Below are 17,983 nucleotides of genomic sequence, written 5' to 3' on the forward strand. Positions count from 1 at the left end.
GAGAGAGGTGCGCGATCGCACTCAACTTAACTAAATTAGCAGATGACTTCTCAGGAATCCTTCAGGTTAAGCGCCATCATTCATCAGTCAACATCCTGCCTTAAACCGTCTTCACGAGAACCTTGATGCGTTATTTACCTTTGTTGCTGCCGATATTGGCAACTCTATCAGCCTGTGACTCCGCTATTCGTAGTCAAATCGCACCCCCGCAAGTAGGCTCTCCTCAGCAATCAACGCCTCGCCCTGCTCAAGTGGTTAAAACCGAACCTCTGTCACCCCAGCCGATTCGGATTGCCCTCAACCAGCTTCCGCCGCCCTACGCCAGTGAGAGCGCTTCTAAGTCTCCCAAAGTCATAGCGATTCCTCAAAACCCAGTGCTGCAAGTGCCAGCAGGTTTTGTCATCAACGTCTATGCAGAAGGGTTAGATCGTCCTCGCTGGTTGGCGTTGACTCCTGATGGAGATGTGCTAGTAACCGAGACGCGTCAGAATCGAATTCGACGATTGCGCGACACAAACGGCGATGGCGTTGCAGATGTCAAAGAAACTTTCGCCACCCCTAACAATGGACTTAATCAGCCATTTGGTATGGCATTTGCAGGAAATTCTTTTTTTCTAGGCAACACCGACGCAGTGCTGCGTTTCCCTTATCAGAAAGGGCAAGGGCAAATTACAGGCACAGGTCAGCAAATCGCCAAGCTGCCAGCAGACGGATATAACAACCACTGGACGCGCAACGTCGTCACCGCGCCCGACGGGAAAAAGCTATATGTCTCGATCGGGTCTGGCACTAACGCCAGTGAAGAACCTTCGCCTCGCGCTTCAGTGCAAGTGATGAACTTAGACGGATCGGGTCGTCAAACGTTCGTCTCCGGTGTCCGCAATCCCGTCGGGCTAGACTTTCACCCCCGCACAGGCGAACTTTACGCCACCATCAACGAGCGAGATGGATTAGGCGATAGCTTAGTGCCAGACTATTTGACGCGACTGCGATCGGGCGAGTTTTATGGCTGGCCCTATGCCTATTTGAGCCGCGATCGACTTGACCCCCGCCTCACACAAAATGGCAAAAGTCTCCGCCCCGACTTGGTTGCCAAAACTCGCACCCCTGACGTGTTGTTTGAAGCCCATTCTGCCGCGTTAGGGCTGCGATTCTACAACGGCAACACCTTCCCAGCAAAGTATCGGAATGGCGCATTTGTCGCCTTTCGAGGCTCTTGGAATCGCAGTCAAGGCACAGGCTATAAAATCGTCTTCGTGCCCTTCAACGCCGAAGGACGATCGCAGGGATATTACGAAGACTTCTTGACAGGATTTCTCACCGATCCAACGGTGCCCACCACTTGGGGCAGACCCGTCGGACTGTTAACGCTCCCTGACGGCAGTTTGCTGATCACCGAAGAAGCCAACAACCGCATCTATCGCGTGCAATATCAGGGGTAAAACGTTTCTGGAGGCGAGATGCTCACCTTGGCATCTGACGGCTGCGAGTGCGTTTTAGAAGAGGGAGTGATTTGAGAAGAATCCAGGTCAAGAGCGCCAGGAGCATCAGGTGGAGCCGATTGTCGAGACAGCCAAAACAGCCCTCCTGCCATCAAAGCAGCATAGCCAACATATAAATGCACAGGCTGAACGGCAAGTCCTCGAATGCCGATCGCTTTGGTCGGCGGATGATACCAGGTCGGCAAAATCGCTTTTTCAGGATCAGGCTTAGAAAGCGATGCCAATAAGCTAGAGCTGTCTATCTCTAAAGCCTTGCAAATGCGCTGAACAAACCCCCGGAGATAAATGTCTTCAGGGAGGTGAGCACCGTGTCCGGCTTCTAAGGCTTGAATTTGATGCACAGGTACGAGAGTTTTGCTGTGCAGTTGTGCAAGCGACATCGATCGAGCCAGCCGTGCCCGTTTAATCTGCTCACCCAACGTCTGCAACTGATCGTCTCGTTCTTGAACCGCTTGCTCAGCTAATTCTGCGGCTGAGACCTTTCTACGCCCTTTTTGAGAAGTAAATTTAGCAGACGTTTGCTCTTTAATTGAGCTGACTCGACTCGCAATCGTATGAGCAACCGTCTCAGAACAATCTTGCACCGCCTTGACGATCGTGTTGGTAGGAAACTCCGCCATGTTAGACGAGTGAGAACCCAAAGCACGCGAAAAAGCGGCTACCGGAAATTCATCTAGCTCCTGTTCTGCTTCCTGAATTTCTTTGGTTTCAGCCTCTGCTTCGCTCTGTCGAACAAAGTGTCGCAGCGTCAAACGAATCGCCTCTCTCCCGATCGCTTTTATCAAAAACTGAGCGCTTGTTGTGCCCTCTGCTGCCGTTTTCTGCGCCGTGTCGATCGCTCGACGATAGACTTCGCTGCGATATAGCTCTGCCTCGATTTGACCGAGAACCGTTCGTAGATTGTCTAGAGAAACCTCGATCGTCGTCTTGTTACCAGGTAACCCAAAACAGAATGTGGTATCTTGCGCCAACATCTCCCCATCCTCGCCGTTGAATAAGACTAACAAACAAATCTTGAAGATTTGCAACGTCGCAGCTTCGTGAGACTACTTAGATGCTTTCTTCGTTGAATGAATACTTAATTCAGGGATAAATGACGAAATCTGGACACTCTTGTACTAAGTTTACGCAACATGCACCTTAAAACTCATGTCCCCCTTTTTCAATACTCCGGACAAAATTTGAGCAGATTTTAAGGCTCAAACCCTTATTCTGCCGTGGACAAGATCTTTTTTTCCAAGTCAGAGGCAGAGCTAACTTTGAAAAAATAGCTCGATCCTTGAACCATAAACTCTGAAAGCCTTGTGGAACCGTTCAAAAAAATGTCCGGAGTATTGCCTTTTTAAGACATTGAGCACCTCAGACCTGAGAGAATAATCTGGGTCTTGACATCCTCTTCGTCCCAAAGGGGCGGAGATTTCTCACCAAGCGACACCCGAAGAAACCCCTCGCTTGCTCTCAAGCAAAGGTCGATAGCTCAGATCTTGCACCAGTCTATTCGCTGCGGTTCTGTCCCGCCCGTGAATGCCAGAAACGAGAGAGTTTTAGTTTAGGTGCAAGATCTCAGATAGCCCTGAGCAGGTGTCAACCGGATGCAGCAAGTTGGAAGGATAGGCAGACGTAGCCACTGAAAGTTGAAAGATGGAGTCCATGAGTAGAGTGAAAATGTCACGAGCCAGTCGTTAGTACCGATTAGGTATGAATGGGAAACGATCCACTGGCGCAAAGCTAGAGGTGAAAGTTTTCAAGCTCCAAAAGAGAATCTATCAAGCCTCATTGCGTGGAGATGGCAGATTAGTCCACAAACTAAATCCTGAAATGGATGGAGGATTACCCGCAAGGAACATTAGAACCTTGACAGTTTGATAGTCATACGGGTAAGGTCGCCATCCTGGAACCCCAACCGTCCTCCAGGTGCAGGAGGGCAATGAGGAAGTGACTCCAGAATTTTGGGCAGGGTTGCGATCGTCGGTGCTGAAGGCTCCTGGAGCTGAGTCATCTGAGCCGTTTGAGACATGAGTTATCGGTTAATTATTAAAGATCCTGCAACGCAAATCGAGGTCTGTCCCTAAAAGATTCTGGCGCGTTGCTGGCGATCGTCCTCTGGAGCAGTTGCGTCTCTGAGTAAACTAGAGATACGAATACTCGGTCAGCGAGACTACCGTCAGAGAAGAGAGCATGGCAGCAAAAGATCTGTTTCATGAGGCAGTAAAGATTGGGTTATGGAAGGAACAGTGGATTGTGACTGATCCATTCAAGCTGGATGTAGGAGGGACGAAGTTTGAAATTGACTTGGGTGCAGAACGGCTCCTGGCTGCCGAGCGTGCAGAGGAAAAAATCGCAGTTGAGATTAAGACGTTTTTGGGAGATTCTCCATTGACGGATTACCATGCTGCATTGGGGCAGTTTCTCAACTATCGTCTTGCTCTAGAACTGAAAGACCCCGATCGACTGCTATATTTGGCGATTCCAATTGCGGTGCATGAGTCTTTTTTTCAGCGAGAATTCGCGCAAATTTCGGTGGAGCGCTATCAAATTAGCCGACTGATTTATAACCCAGACCAAGAGGTGATTGTGAAATGGATCACACTATAGAACGCTATCGACAACTGATTCAGGCGTATCTGAGTGAGTATGTCTCAACGCCGATCGCGAATGGTGAGATTGAATCGTATACGGTGTTTGATACGCAACAGGATCATTATCAAGCAATGAATGTGGGATGGGATGGATATCGCCGGGTGTATGGCTGTGTGTTGCATCTCGATATTCGGGATGGCAAGATTTGGCTGCAACAGAATATGACCGAACGGCAGGTTGCCCATGATTTGATGGCGATGGGGGTGCCCAGTCAGGATATTGTGCTGGGGTTTCAGGCTCCAGGGGTGCGATCGCATACAGGCTTTGGGGTGGCGTAGGGAAAGACGACGCTAGAGGCGCAAATACTCTGTGTAGCGAAGCTCTCGCTGCTCTTCAAAGCGCGATCGTTCGTCTTCAAAGCGCGATCGTTCGTCTTCAAAGCGCGATCGTTCGTCTTCAAAGCACGATCGTTCGTCTTCAGAGCACGATCGTTCGTCTTCAGAGCACGATCGTTCGTCTTCAGAGCACGATCGTTTGTCTTCAGAGCACGATCGTTTGTCTTCAGAGCACGATCGTTCCCTGATTAACAGGGAGCGATCGCATCTTTTGCAGAATTGATTATCTCAACAATAGGACGGCTAGGAGGAGAACGAAGAGGAATTGCAGGAGGGCGATCGAGGGTTTCTGTTTTATCGTCGGCTTCGCAGGTTCAAAAAGAACACATTGTTACTGATGGACGATGATTTCATCGCGGCTCAGTTCGAGATATAAATGTTGTTCTAATAGGTCTACGATTTGGGGCAAGTTTTGTGTAACCAGTGCCTCTAATTCTGCATTTTTGATGTTGCCTGTAGTGATTAGCAACAATTTATAGGGTTGCTGGAGGATCAGAAAGGAGTTGAGGAAGTCTGTATCTTTTGTGATGACGATGCGCTGTTGTGCGATCGAGAGGGTGTTGATATCGAGGTCGGGCGTTGCGTTTTGCTGAGGGAGATCTCGTGTGTGCAGGGTGTCATATCCCAATTCAGAAAGTAGCCGTGCGAGGCGAAGCGGCAATTGAGCATCGACCAAGAATTTCATGAGGCAATTCTATGAATGCTTTTGACTTGGCTGAGGCGGGCGGCGAAGAGAAGAGATGCCAAGATGTCTTCGCGTTCTAGATCGTCGTAGTCTGCCAAGATGTCTTCGATCGTCATGCCAGAACTGAGGAGTTCTAGGAGAAATTCGACGGGGTAGCGGAGTCCTCGGATGCAGGGTTTGCCGTGACAAATGTTGATGTCGTGGGTGATGCGCTGTAATAAGTTGGTTTCCATGAGGGTTGAGAGGAGGTCTTGTTCTATTTTGCAGTGTGATTGACGCGGTTGAAGGGAGCGATCGAGCCACTACATGAAGTAATCGCATCTTTTGCAGAATTGATTATCTCAGCAATAGGACGGCTAGGAGGAGAACGAAGAGGAATTGCAGGAGGGCGATCGGGCTTCTCACAATTAGCAGGTGCGATGCGAAAAAAAGCAAGAGCAATCCGAGGGTGAGGTCAATCAGCAGGATGCGCCAGAGCTTGTGGGTGCGGCGACGGGTGGCAGGATGGGTGCGACCGAGAACGCTTGTGCTGATTTTGACCGATCGACGAGCGAGATCAGTAGTTTTCCAAAGTTTGGACAGGATGATTGGAGTATCGTATAGCCCTGCTAGATTGTGGAGCGTGATGAGATAGCTGGGATGCTCTTCACCCAGCACCTGTTTTTTGATGTCTCGCACTTTGAGGTAGAGAGGTTCTGCGTCTCCATGTCGCCCTTGCGATTTGTACAGCCCTGCTAGATTGTGGAGCGTGATGAGATAGCTGGGATGCTCTTCACCCAGCACCTGTTTTTTGATGTCTCGCACTTTGAGGTAGAGGGGTTCTGCGTCTCCATATCGCCCTTGCGATTTGTACAGCAATGCTAGATTGCCGAGCGTGGTGAGATAGCTGGGATGCTCTTCGCCCAGCACCTGTTTTCGGATGTCTCGCACTTTTAGGTAGAGGGGTTCTGCGTCTCCATATCGCCCTTGCGATTTGTACAGCGATGCTAGATTGTGGAGCGTGGTGAGATAGTCCGGGTGGTCTTCGCCCAGCACTTGTTTTCGGATGTCTCGCACTTTGAGGTAGAGGGGTTCTGCGTCTCCATATCGCCCTTGCAATTTGTACAGCAATGCTAGATTGTGGAGCGTGGTGAGATAGCTGGGATGCTCTTCGCCCAGCACCTGTTTTTTGATGTCTCGCACTTTGAGGTAGAGGGGTTCTGCGTCTCCATATCGCCCTTGCGATTCGTACAGCGATGCTAGATTGTGGAGCGTGGTGAGATAGCTGGGATGCTCTTCGCCCAGCACTTGTTTTCGGATGTCTCGCACTTTGAGGTAGAGGGGTTCTGCGTCTCCATATCGCCCTTGCAATTTGTACAGCAATGCTAGATTGTGGAGCGTGGTGAGATAGCTGGGATGCTCTTCGCCCAGCACCTGTTTTTTGATGTCTCGCACTTTGAGGTAGAGGGGTTCTGCGTCTCCATATCGCCCTTGCGATTCGTACAGCGATGCTAGATTGTGGAGCGTGGTGAGATAGCTGGGATGCTCTTCGCCCAGCACTTGTTTTCGGATGTCTCGCACTTTGAGGTAGAGGGGTTCTGCGTCTCCATATCGCCCTTGCAATTGGTACAGCAATGCTAGATTGTGGAGCGTGGTGAGATAGCTGGGATGCTCTTCGCCCAGCACCTGTTTTTTGATGTCTCGCACTTTGAGGTAGAGGGGTTCTGCGTCTCCATATCGCCCTTGCGATTTGTACAGCAATGCTAGATTGTGGAGCGTGGTGAGATAGTCCGGGTGGTCTTCGCCTAGACGATCGAGCACCACTTCCGCACCTTTCTCTAGCCAAGGTTCAGCAGCAGCATACGCGCCTTGACCTTGGTAAAAGCGAGCTAATCGGTTGAACAGAGTCATCAGCATCTCGTCTGGCACCAATCGCAGATCAGATGCAGCAATTGCTTTCAAATGGGGAATCGCTGGAGAAAATTGCGCCACTTGAGTCAATGTGATTGGGTAAAGAATCTCTGCGGCGACTTCTACTAACGCTTTTACATAGACCGATCGCACCTCCTCCCCGTTCTCCGACTCATCTAACTTAAGCGCAAAAAACTCTCGCATCAACGGATGCAGCCGAAACCTCGTCAGCGTCACCTCTTGCAGCAAATGCCGAATCGCCAGTTGCTCCCGTGCCTCCTCCATTGTCTCAGTTGCCCAATCCAACGCCTCCGTCACCCGTTGCACCAACTCACACGGAATCTCAGCCGCCGTAAACAAGCTCAAAAACCGCCCCATTGCCATCGCCGCATCGCCCAGTTCTTGCCAACTCAACTCAAACGCAGCTCTGACTCCCTTTTGTGCCGTCATCACATAGTTGGGGTCACGATCGTCTAGCGATCGATGCTGAAACTGCACCTGTGCTTTGAGATCAAACAGCGATAGAAATGGTTTTGGTGCCACATATCGCCCAATTAGCTCCACGCCCAACGGCAATCGCCCCAACCATTCACATAAATCTTCCGCCGTTGCCCGTTCTGCCTCCACTCGACTACTACCAATCAACTTCGCCAACAGTTCGATCGCCTTATCTAGGGGCAAAACGTCTAGCGACATCTCCACAAAGTCAGCATCCAGACGTTTGCGGCGCGTCGTCAGCAACACTTTAAAGCGCGGGGGCAGATGTTGGAGGAGCGATCGCAGGTTTTTCATCTCCGCGACATCATCCACAATCAGCAACACCGCCCCCGATGGCTGCCAATGCTCCCGATACCAGACAAATTGCTGCTCGATCGTGGTCAGTGTCTTCTCAAGTGCGGGAGGTAGCTTGAGGGAGAGAACTGTGCGGGCAAAGGTGACCACTTGCTCAAACAAATCCGTTTGAGTGCCGTTGAGCCAGCAAATGCCGCCTGGATATGCCTCCGCATTTCGCACCGCATACTGGATGGCGAGTTCTGTTTTGCCAACACCGCCCATTCCAGCAATGGCTGAGATGATCACCCGATCGCTCGTCTGCATTTCTCGGTGAATCGTCGCCAACTCAGTCTCGCGTCCGACAAATTTTGTCGCACCCCTCATCGGCACATTTTGAGGAATGCTGTTTAACTGGGCGCGTTCCTCCCGTTGATCGAGATAGAGCTTCCCAATCCGAATATCACCCTGCTCTGCATAAGCGCCAATCTTCTCAGCCCGTTTACGATCGCTCTCTGTCATGCGAACGGTTCCTAATCCATATTCAAGGTTGTAATCGTGATGTCGCCCTGTTCTGCATAAGCCCCGATTTTCTCAGCCCGTTTGCCCACGTTTTCGGGTTTAGGTGGCTGTGCCTTCACCGCATCCAACACCTGTTGAATCATCGCCTTTAACTCTGGGTCAGCAGTTGCCTGCGCTGCGATCGCTAACGCCTCGGCTGAAGTCACGATCGCCGCATCTCCCTGCGCCGCCGCCTCAATTTCTACAACCGCATTGCCCAGGTCTACAGGTTTTAGAGTCGATTGCTCAATTTGGCTCACCAATTCTGGTTTGTGCTGCCGCAATGCTGCCAGAAACTTCTCCACTGCGGTAAACACCTTTTCACCAGACTTTTCGCCAACCTTCTCTACTGCTTTTCCGGCAACCTTTGTCCCAGCAGTCGCGATCGCTGCCCCAACAGCAGTAGCAATTACACTAAAAAGTTCCATCATTTCCTCTGGTACAAAGACGCACCTTAGTTTTAACCCAATCTTCCATCCCGTCTAGAGAATCGTCGAGAAACATTTGAGAATAGAGGACTATGCGATGGCAATGATTTAGCTGTAAGTGCAGTTTTTAGTTCTGAAGCCAGGAACCCTCTAATGTCAAAGCAGAGCGGTTCTCATCGGTCATCGCAGTCAGCGCTAAAAGTTACACACATCGCTGTGCGCGTTTGCAGAAGCTCTGCCATGATCAGCCCATCAATCTAAAGGGCGATGGCACATGGAACAACCCAACCGCTTGATTCAGCTTGATTTGAGAGTGCGCCCCGATCAGGTTGAGCTTCTAGAAGGGCTAGACTTCTGGCTGCAATTGGGGTTGCTCTCCCATCAACAAGTACGACAGTTGGGGCAACACTCGCTGACCTGTCCATTGCCCGATCGAGCCATCATCCCAACGTCAGCCCCCTACGCAGCAGACTTCATCTCTGAGCCAGCTCTAATATCTGTTCCACAAGTCTCTCCTGAACCTCGCCGCACGGTTAGACCGTCTTGGGTCGGTCAGATGCTCTCGTCGCTGATGGCAGAGATTAGCGTCGTCTGGCTGCTGTTTTTGGGCGTGTTTATGGTCGTTGTGTCGTCTGCGGTGTTAGCAGCGACTCAGTGGAAGAACTTCTCGATCGTTGGGCAATATTCAATTCTGTGGGGTTACACGATCGCGTTTGGGCTGGCGGGGCTGTGGGCTGGCGCGAAATCGAACCTGCGCCTCACGGGACGAATGCTGCAAATTGCCACGCTGCTGCTCGTTCCGGTCAACTTTTGGATGATTGATGGCTTTGGGCTTTGGCAAAATGAGCTGGGTTGGATAATGGGCGCAATCGCGGCATTGAGTCTCTCGGCTCTGTCGTTTCGACTGTTGCGATCGAGTCCTCGCACGACGCTGTTAAATGTCTGGGGGTTGAGTTGGCTGCACTGGGGCTGGGCGATGCCCGGAATTCCCCTGATCGCGGCGTATGTGGGCACGATCGGGACGGCTGTTTTGCAAGTCAGAATCCGTGAGCGTGAAGAAGAATCGTCGGCTCAATTTCCGCTTGATTTGGGGAGCATTGCGATCGCGTTCTCAACGCTGCTGCTAATCGGGAGAGCCGTCTTAGTCAAAGGAATCCCGCTCAGTCGATTAGGGCTGGCGCTGGGAATCTGTGGCTGGATTCTCTGCTGGATGAATCGCCGCAACTCAAAGCCACTCTGGACACCAGCCGGAGCCGGATTGCTCGTGGTTGGGTGGGCGGTGACGGTCATGACCGATCAATGGCAAGCTTTAGCGGTGAGCGGGTTAGTGCTGTGGCTGTTGACCGATCGACTGCGGCGGTTTTGGCGGGTGCAAGAGATGGTGGCTCTAATTCTCGTAGGGCTACAAACCTATGCGTTGCTGCGCGTCATTTTTCCGCCTGCGGTGCGTCGTAGCGTGATGGCAATCATTGCTGAATCGGCGCATCTTCAGCAAGGTGCCTGGGAACTGACTGGGTTAGGGTTTTTTCTATACGTTCTGATTACGTTGGGGTTTGCAACCTATTTGCGACGATCGCAGCATTCTGATTTAGCGATCGCTGCCGAACAAATGGCGTTAGGTTTAGGAATCCTGTTAGTAATTCCGGGTGCATTAAATCCGTTCGTTCGAGCGATCTATTTACTGATCGCTGGGCTGACCCTCGGTATTCGTTTACCAGGACGATTATCTAGCAAGGTTTGGTATATCTATCTCACTCATCTCACCGGGATACTGGCTGTTTTCGCCTGGATTGACTGGGGATTTCCGACTCTTGCAGCGCGGAGTTGGGCGATCGTGCTTTTAATCAGCATGGTGACAGAATGGGGGCTGTGCGCGACTGTTCAAAGCCGTGGATGGCAACTCAGCGCTTGGTATTTTGGCATTGGATTTGCTGCCTGTAGTTATGCGTTATTGATTTCCGCTAACGTTGTCAATGCTGAAGGCAATCTCATTTGGTTAGTGACTCCGATTCTACTCACGCTACTGTCGCGTCGTCCTCAATTTCTGCATTCTCGTTGGGCAAGTTGGCTGAGTGTAATTGCATTATTGATTGCTCCATTATTGACGATCGCGCAACTCAATCCTCTGCTGATCGCGCTGGCGATCGCAACTGTTGTGATGTCCGTCAACACGCAACAGCTACAGAAATTAAGAGCAGCGGCAATTACTGTTGGCTTTGGAGCAAGTTTTGCAATCACCCTGCTGTGGCGAATTTGGAACTCGGCTCCACTATTTTGGGTGTTGTCTTGGGTAGCGATCGTCACCGCAGGACTCTGGCTAATTCGTCATTTATGCAGCCGCCGAGAAACTGTTCTCGCAAGTCTCTACACCTGCGCTTTAGATGGCTGGGCAGTTGCCCTCAGTGTCACTAATCTCTGTTTGTTCACTTTGATTATCGTCAATCAAGAACTCACGCCATTCAGTTCGATCGAGTGGCAATCTGCGTTAGCGATCGGGCTAGCTACGGGTGCGATCGTCTATCGCATCGCACAGCAACCCACTAATTTAGGACTGTGGGGAGCAGCGTGGGGCATTGAGTTACTAGCGGTCAGCGTCGTTCATTTAAGCAAAGGAACCTGGGACGATATCGCGATCGTCACGCTCAGTTTAGGATTGCTCAGTCAACTCTTAGGCGATGTTTGGCTGCGTCGTCATCCCGATTCTGTCCTCACCAGTCTGCATGGAATCCCACCGTTATACGTGATTATTGGCGGATTTTTGGCTCACGATCACTTCACCTCAACAACTGGATTGTTTACTCTTGCAGCAGCATTGCCGTTAATCGGAGTCGGTCGTCGTCAGCCTGACCTCAAACTCCTGACTTATTTGGGAATCTTGACTGTCTCGATCGCCGCTTATGAAGGGTTGACCTACCAATTGCTGCACAGTTCTGGAGGGGCTGTGGGAGATGGCTTAACGCTACTGGCAGGGTTAGCAACCGCGATCGCCATTACTTATCGTCTGGTTGCCCAATCGCTACAGTTCTATTGGCGACTCACGCGATCGCAGCTTTTGACGGTGACGCACATCCATTGGCTCGGCGGCAGTATTCTCGCCTTTGTTGCTCTCATAGCGCCTCTCAGCCCTACTGGACTTCTGATGTGGATTGTAGTCACAACCCTGTTAGCAGGTTATGCAATCTGGCAAGGGCGGACGCGAGAAGAATGGGTGTATCTCGGTGTGGTTGAAGGATCTGCCGCGATCGCCCACGCGCTCTCTCAAACGCTGCCAGAATCGATGCTGTTGAGTTGGGGAGCCGCGATCGCGAGCCTATTCGCCTTTGGACTCTACACCTTGCCCTGGCAGACTTGGGGATGGTCACGCCGACCCTGGCAAACCTCAGCCGCGCTGTTGCCCGGAGCGATCGTGCTGATCACCAATGAAACCATCACGGTACAAAGCCTATTGCTCACGGCTGCATTTTATGCCTGGTTTGCAAGAGCCACGGCTCAAATTCGTCTCAGCTATCTGGCGCTTGGGCTGGCAGATTGGGCGATTCTCAAGGTGTTAAACGAGTATTCACTGACCAATCCGCTATGGTTTACGACGGTCATTAGCGGTTCAATTCTCTATGGTGTGCAGATTGATCCGGCTTTGCAATCGTCCTCATCTCGCGAAGTGCGTCATCTTTTGCGTTGTTTAGCAGTAGGGCTGTTTTGTTTTACGGCTCTCTATCAGTCTGATCGCAGTTGGGTGCAGGGACTGTTCACGATCGCGTTCAGCTTAGGATTAGTCGGGGCTGGGTTAACCTTGCGAATTCGCGCCTTTTTATATGTGGGCACCGCAACGTTTGTGCTCAAGGTAGTTCGTCAGCTTTGGTTTTTTATCAACAACGAATCGCTACTTTTGTGGGCAATGGGCATCGTTTTGGGACTGGCGTTTATCTGGATCGCTGCCACCTTTGAAGCGCGGCGCAGCCGAGCGATCGCGCTGGTGCAATATTGGCTTATAGAACTCGATCATTGGGAATAAGTAGTTAACATCCTCTACGCCCAGTCCTCTTCTTGCTCAATCCCTTATGGAGGGAAACCTTCCCACAAGGCTAGCGGTTCGGGTAGGAACATCGTTCTGCCCCCGGCTTTTTCGCTGGCAGAACGCTTTCAACAACAACCTTTTGTCGTAGATAGGCAGCTAGTCATATCGTTTAGGATCTTTCTTTGGCTTCTTTGTTTCGTCCGGTTGTGCTTTTGGTTTTTTGACTTCTTTGTTGCTTTTTTTCTCTTTTGACATAGCTGCTCCTGAGTGAAGGTTTTCTTATTATACAAACCAGTATCAGACCGATCGTGTGGTTTATCGCCAGTTTGATCAGTCAACGCGTTCTATAGTCAAAGTCACGTCTGCGATCAAAGCTGCACTTTGCAGCACTAAGCTGATTACATTAATGGGGTCAACAATCGCTGTTGCAAACAAATCAGCAAGTTCTTCTGTTGCCGTGTCATGACTTACCTTGAAGTTTTTTTCTTTTACTGGTGAACCCTCCCGGCTCTAATTAGCATAAAGGATGAGTTGAGAGATTTTCCAGAACGGTGGGTCAGGAATCCATCAACTCAAGATTGACAGGCTATGACTGTTCACCAGAGAGATCAGTAGCCACATCTTGATTGGAACCTTTAGCCTGTAGTTCTACCAGGGCATCTCGCTGAAACCGAACAACGCGCGAAATTGAATTTCGGGAATGCTCAGAGGTAGAAACGGATAGGGTGATGTTGCTGAGAGTTGGATCAATAATGTGCTTTACAGTACAGACTTGCATCTTGTTGTTGCAATAGGCAACGATGCGATCGCCCGACTGAATCTCAACTGCTTGAATCTTCAAGGGAACCTCAAATTTGCTACCAAATCAACCGAGATAGCTACATCAAAAACTTCTGCTGAAATATCTGAATAATTAAAACCCGCCTTCCCTGAATAGCACTGGAGAGTAAATGCTCTCGATCACCGCTTAAGGAAAGAAAAACCCAATATTACGTTTGAATCGGTCAAGCATATAGCTCTTACATTCACTATACACTAAAGCAGGTGAGACCGCTATCAAAACTCGTGTTCTACTGTCAAGGTAGTTTATACTCAAAAAGTTACTAGATCTAGGTTTAATACTCGATTCCCTCCACAACTCACCCTCAATGCCTGTCCTAATACGAGCAGATCTGCTGACCTCCCGATACGTTAGGGCATTCGTCAACAGCGTTTCGTCACACCGGAGTTGATAATCGATCGCTGCAACAAGAGCAGGGCGTTTTGTTCTTGGCTAAGTTGTGCATCACTGCTTTGACTCACTTCTAGGCAATAGAATAGCTTCATGCTCAATGCGCGATCGCGGCTTCTTCTGATTGGTATCACTGCCTTCCTCGCTGTAATCGTGACCAAAATTGGCGGATATGCGATCGTGGACATGGGCGAATTGGTTCATTTTAACTGCCGCTCTCAAAGCAATCGCGTGAGATGTGAACTCACCCACGAACCGCTGATTGGTCGCCTACAAACGCTGTACCTTGCCAAAACTGACCTCACGCGAACGCGTGTGCAGTCAAAAAACGACATTGCCGGAAATCGTATTTTTCGACTGGTCTTGGTCACGCAGTTACAAACAGAAATTCCGTTGACTCGCCGTTGGTCAAGGAGTGCGAATGAGCAATTATTCATGCAACGCGATCAGCGTGATCAGTTCCTCAACAATCCCCAAGCAAAAGCTCTTAGCGTTAGAACTCATCGTCCCAGTCAGCTTTGGGCAATTCTAATAGGGTTGGGAGCCATCAGCGGCATTGTGGGAACCAAGATGTGGTTACCAAGCTTCACGCGTTGAAAAAAGTAGCTGTCCAAGATAGCTGCTAGTCATCTCGTGAGATTGATTTGGCTCTCAAATTAAAAGCAATATTCTAGCCATAAAGATCAAGTATTAAAACATCTCGTCCAAATTTAAAGCGGACTGATGAACCAGTGAGCACATACTTCTCAACATTGGTGTAAGTTAGACAACCCACAAAAATGCAGGACAGAAGAGAGTTTCGATCTACAAGGATGACTCCAAAAACACAAGTATCCTGTGATTCCCTAAACCGCGAGATTATGGGATATTTAAGTCCGTCTTTAGAAATGGCTCAAGCGGGATTTGAACCTGCGACCTTGGGCTTATGAGTCCCCTGCTCTAACCAACTGAGCTACTGAGCCAATTTTTTCATTACTTTCGACAGCTTACCACACATGCTTGAACGAAATCTACAGCGATTCTAGAAATCAAAAAGAGGAGCAATGTAGCTCCTCATTCATAAAATAATCAATCGCTGAGATCCTTATCCTCGGAACTGAGGTAAATGAGCGACTGGATTGACCGCACCTTGACCTGGAAGGTGAACCTCAAAGTGAGAGTGCGGACCTGTGCTGAACCCTGTACTACCCATATCAGCAATCTGCTGACCTTGAGCCACAGTCTGTCCCACTTTCACTAAAATGCGGCTGTTATGACCGTAGAGAGTGACACTGCCATCGGCGTGCTGCACTTCAACCAAGTTGCCATAGCCACCATCATTCCATCCAGCCGTGATGATTTTTCCAGGCGCGGCAGCAACAACAGGCGTTCCAACCGGAGCCGCGATATCGACCCCTTTGTGCATCCGTCCCCAGCGCCAACCGTAGCCTGAAGTGAGCATTCCTTTCGCAGGCCAAATGTAGCCATTGAATTTGCCACTATTGCCGGGTAAGTAGGCATCGGGCTTTCCGATCGGAGGCAGACTTGGCGAGACCATCTTACCCACAGAAGAGCGTACTAAAGGCGCATAGGATTCTGACCCAGCCGGAGCCATCGCGACAGTTTGAGTCTTGGGCTTGGAGGCATCTGCAGCCAGAGAATTCGTCTTGGTTTGAGAACCAGATGCAGCCGTGCGATCGCTCTGCAAACTCCGAAGCTCTGCCTGCAAGCTTTCTAGATTGCGGCTCGGCTTGAACTCTGGATTAACTCGATGATTGCCAGTCGGAGAGAGTGAGGCAGGAACTAGCGCCTGAGCGGGGGCGAAAGATTGGGGTCTATCCCGAACGCTGACAGGCTTCGACTGATATTTTTCGCGCAGTTTAATGATCTCAGTGACTAGACTGCTCACATATTGACCGTCATCCTGACGAACGTTTGCAGGTGCTTGAATGCCCATGTAGGAGTGCCCTGCCGATCGAGCAGGATTTAGAGCAACCTGAGGCGCATCGCCCCCGATCCCAATCGGAGTCGTGACTTCAGTGCTCGGCAAAACTACAGGATTTGAAGAGGTTACAGTCGCGAGACTAGGCACCGTTGGCAGCGGCACTGAGGCAGCCTGAGGCAGATCAGAAGGCATAGAGGACGGCACTTGAATCAGAGCGGCATCCGAAGACAGAGGTGACACAGCTTGAGATTGAGGAACCTTGATGAACTGGTTGACCTCAAGCAAGTTTGGGTTCGTCAGTTGGTTAATTTTAGCAAGCTCTGAGGAAGAGATGCCGTGGGTTTGGGCGATCGCCGTCAGAGTGTCTCCTGGGCTGATCTGATAGCTCACCAAACTTGCCGCTTCTTTACCCAGAGACTGATGAGCATTGGCTTGAACGGACTTCGATGCGTTCTTAGACTCCTCAGACTTCAACTCCGCCAGACTCAGCTTCAAACGATCTCGCTCTTGCTTCAGATTCGCCACGGCGACATCCTGACGAGATTTGAGCAGTTGTTGAGCCTCTGCTGGGGAGGCATAAGTCCCTGGTTGGCTAGAGGCAATGATGGAAACAGGCTCAGTCGGGAAAGTTGCGACGCTATCTGGCGCTAACTGACCGACTTCCTGGCCCATAGGGAGTTGGGCAGTCTGCCCATCTATTGGAACCTGCAAGACTTGCCCCACATAAAGCACAGCGCTTGAGCGCAGATGGTTTGCCGCTGCAAGACGTTGAACATCAACCTGATAAAACTTGGCAATCTTCCAAAGAGTTTGACCCTCTTGAACCGTATGTTCAACCGTTTGGACGATCGAGGGAGCCATAGCTGCGGAGGCAACTTCGGGCACAGACTGAATGACCGCAACCTCAGATGGGTTAGAAACGGTTGGGACTGTCTCTGCCGCGATCGGTTCAGCGGCAGCGGCAGCATCACCCTGCTGCGGAGCAAGTAGACTGTAAGCACCCATTGAAATGGCAGCAAGCCCAATCATAGCGGCAGATGTGCGACCCCGGCGGTTTGCCTCAGGGAGCGCTTGTTTAAACTGTTCAGTTACCACATCATTGCTAACAGTAGAGAACGGAACAGGAATTGATTCTCCTTGCGGGAATGCTCGTTTCAAAAAACGACCTCCTAAATGACCAGCGTTTAACTGTCCTTGAGCCATTGAATTCACCATTTGTCAGTGATCGTTACTGCTCCGAAAAGCGATCAAGATCACAATCGGTAATTACACTTAGGCAAGATTACCCTGCTTTTTCGATTTAGACAAGTTCACATCATTCAGCAAATATCTAATGATGTACTAGACTCAAATCGATAACAGATTTTCTCAACTGATGTCAACTCATTGTGACGAGAAGCCTAACAGTTGTCCAATCTAGACAAATCCAAAGAGGAGTTTAACCTACTCTGCGGAAATTGCAACATGGAAACTGAGATTGCCATCCAAAGTCCATGCTCGATAGACGAGTGAGAGGTAGAGTCTGTTTAAGATCTCTAGACCAATAGTAAGGGCTTCGTCAAGCTAACGTTTGTGAGCACGTAATGACTCGAAGTTACGGTAAAGATGAATCGCTATCAACCGTAGAATCATGCAGACGCAGCCTACTCTAGGGAAAGCAACTCCCTTATCTCAAGCTTACGTACTTTCTCAACAATCCCCACAGCATATAGCTCGTAAGACACTCAACGAGTCAGGTAATTGAGGTCAGTGGGTAAAGTTACTGCATCTTTTGGAGCTACTTCATAATCAGATACAAATTTCTTATCGAATTATTGCGTTTTAGTGTTCTAGATAACTTATCTGGTTGGGATGCATCTCATGAAGACAGTGAGGCGTGAGGGACCGGCGACGCTGGTCAGTATCGTTTCTCCTCGGTTATCTTCTCGATAGTCAGACGCATACATCTCGATATTTAGACGCATATATATAGATGCAGTGATATTCAGCTTTGAGAAGACT

General features: G+C 50.1%; 12 protein-coding genes and 1 tRNA gene. 5 read left to right on the top strand and 8 right to left on the bottom strand.

Annotation, left to right across the window (positions count from 1 at the left end):
• Window positions 1–125 precede the first annotated feature (125 nt).
• Entirely contained in the window at window positions 126–1,442 is a 1,317-nt protein-coding gene (locus A8707_RS10325; RefSeq protein ID WP_068816735.1) for a PQQ-dependent sugar dehydrogenase, read from the top strand.
• Here the strand turns inward: A8707_RS10325 and A8707_RS10330 are convergent.
• Complete coding sequence (locus A8707_RS10330; protein WP_231948007.1) at window positions 1,433–2,509, bottom strand: helix-turn-helix domain-containing protein; 1,077 nt, start codon at window positions 2,507–2,509, stop codon at window positions 1,433–1,435. The genes A8707_RS10325 and A8707_RS10330 overlap by 10 nt on opposite strands.
• Window positions 2,510–3,680: 1,171 nt before the next feature.
• Here A8707_RS10330 and A8707_RS10335 point away from each other — a divergent pair.
• Together A8707_RS10335 and A8707_RS10340 are read left to right on the top strand one after the other, a co-directional pair.
• Window positions 3,681–4,097 carry a XisH family protein gene (locus A8707_RS10335; protein ID WP_068816737.1) on the top strand — a complete coding sequence of 139 codons (417 nt, stop codon included), beginning with the start codon at window positions 3,681–3,683 and terminating at the stop codon, window positions 4,095–4,097.
• Window positions 4,082–4,420, top strand: a complete 339-nt coding sequence (locus tag A8707_RS10340; protein WP_068816738.1) for a XisI protein — start codon at window positions 4,082–4,084, stop codon at window positions 4,418–4,420. Before A8707_RS10335 ends, A8707_RS10340 begins: the two co-directional genes overlap by 16 nt.
• A 388-nt stretch (window positions 4,421–4,808) precedes the next feature.
• Here the strand turns inward: A8707_RS10340 and A8707_RS10345 are convergent, their stop codons facing one another.
• From A8707_RS10345 to A8707_RS10360, 4 genes are all read right to left on the bottom strand, one after another.
• Window positions 4,809–5,162, bottom strand: coding sequence for a DUF5615 family PIN-like protein (locus A8707_RS10345; RefSeq protein WP_068816739.1), 354 nt, complete (start codon window positions 5,160–5,162; stop codon window positions 4,809–4,811).
• Window positions 5,159–5,395, bottom strand: coding sequence for a DUF433 domain-containing protein (locus tag A8707_RS10350; protein ID WP_068816740.1), 237 nt, complete (start codon window positions 5,393–5,395; stop codon window positions 5,159–5,161). The genes A8707_RS10345 and A8707_RS10350 overlap by 4 nt, the downstream gene beginning before the upstream one ends.
• Window positions 5,396–5,498: 103 nt before the next feature.
• Window positions 5,499–8,345, bottom strand: coding sequence for a tetratricopeptide repeat protein (locus A8707_RS10355; protein WP_068816741.1), 2,847 nt, complete (start codon window positions 8,343–8,345; stop codon window positions 5,499–5,501).
• An 11-nt stretch (window positions 8,346–8,356) separates the two neighbouring features.
• Window positions 8,357–8,815 (bottom strand): hypothetical protein, encoded by a 459-nt coding sequence (locus tag A8707_RS10360; RefSeq protein WP_156518481.1) that lies wholly within the window; start codon window positions 8,813–8,815, stop codon window positions 8,357–8,359.
• Window positions 8,816–9,086: 271 nt separating this feature from the next.
• Here A8707_RS10360 and A8707_RS10365 point away from each other — a divergent pair, with 271 nt between their 5' ends.
• Complete coding sequence (locus A8707_RS10365) at window positions 9,087–12,824, top strand: hypothetical protein (RefSeq protein ID WP_068816743.1); 3,738 nt, start codon at window positions 9,087–9,089, stop codon at window positions 12,822–12,824.
• A gap of 589 nt (window positions 12,825–13,413) precedes the next feature.
• Here the strand turns inward: A8707_RS10365 and A8707_RS10370 are convergent.
• Complete coding sequence (locus A8707_RS10370) at window positions 13,414–13,668, bottom strand: hypothetical protein (RefSeq protein ID WP_068816744.1); 255 nt, start codon at window positions 13,666–13,668, stop codon at window positions 13,414–13,416.
• Window positions 13,669–14,151: 483 nt separating this feature from the next.
• On the opposite strand from A8707_RS10370, the gene A8707_RS10375 reads away from it, so the two are divergent.
• Window positions 14,152–14,655 carry a hypothetical protein gene (locus tag A8707_RS10375; RefSeq protein ID WP_068816745.1) on the top strand — a complete coding sequence of 168 codons (504 nt, stop codon included), beginning with the start codon at window positions 14,152–14,154 and terminating at the stop codon, window positions 14,653–14,655.
• A 291-nt stretch (window positions 14,656–14,946) separates the two neighbouring features.
• On the opposite strand, the gene A8707_RS10380 is transcribed toward A8707_RS10375, so the two are convergent.
• Window positions 14,947–15,020 (bottom strand) — tRNA-Met (locus tag A8707_RS10380).
• Between the two features lie 122 nt (window positions 15,021–15,142).
• Window positions 15,143–17,140 carry a peptidoglycan DD-metalloendopeptidase family protein gene (locus A8707_RS10385; RefSeq protein WP_197484722.1) on the bottom strand — a complete coding sequence of 666 codons (1,998 nt, stop codon included), beginning with the start codon at window positions 17,138–17,140 and terminating at the stop codon, window positions 15,143–15,145.
• Window positions 17,141–17,983: the final 843 nt, after the last annotated feature.

This window comes from Phormidesmis priestleyi BC1401, assembly GCF_001650195.1.
GTDB lineage: Bacteria > Cyanobacteriota > Cyanobacteriia > Leptolyngbyales > Leptolyngbyaceae > Phormidesmis_A > Phormidesmis_A priestleyi_B.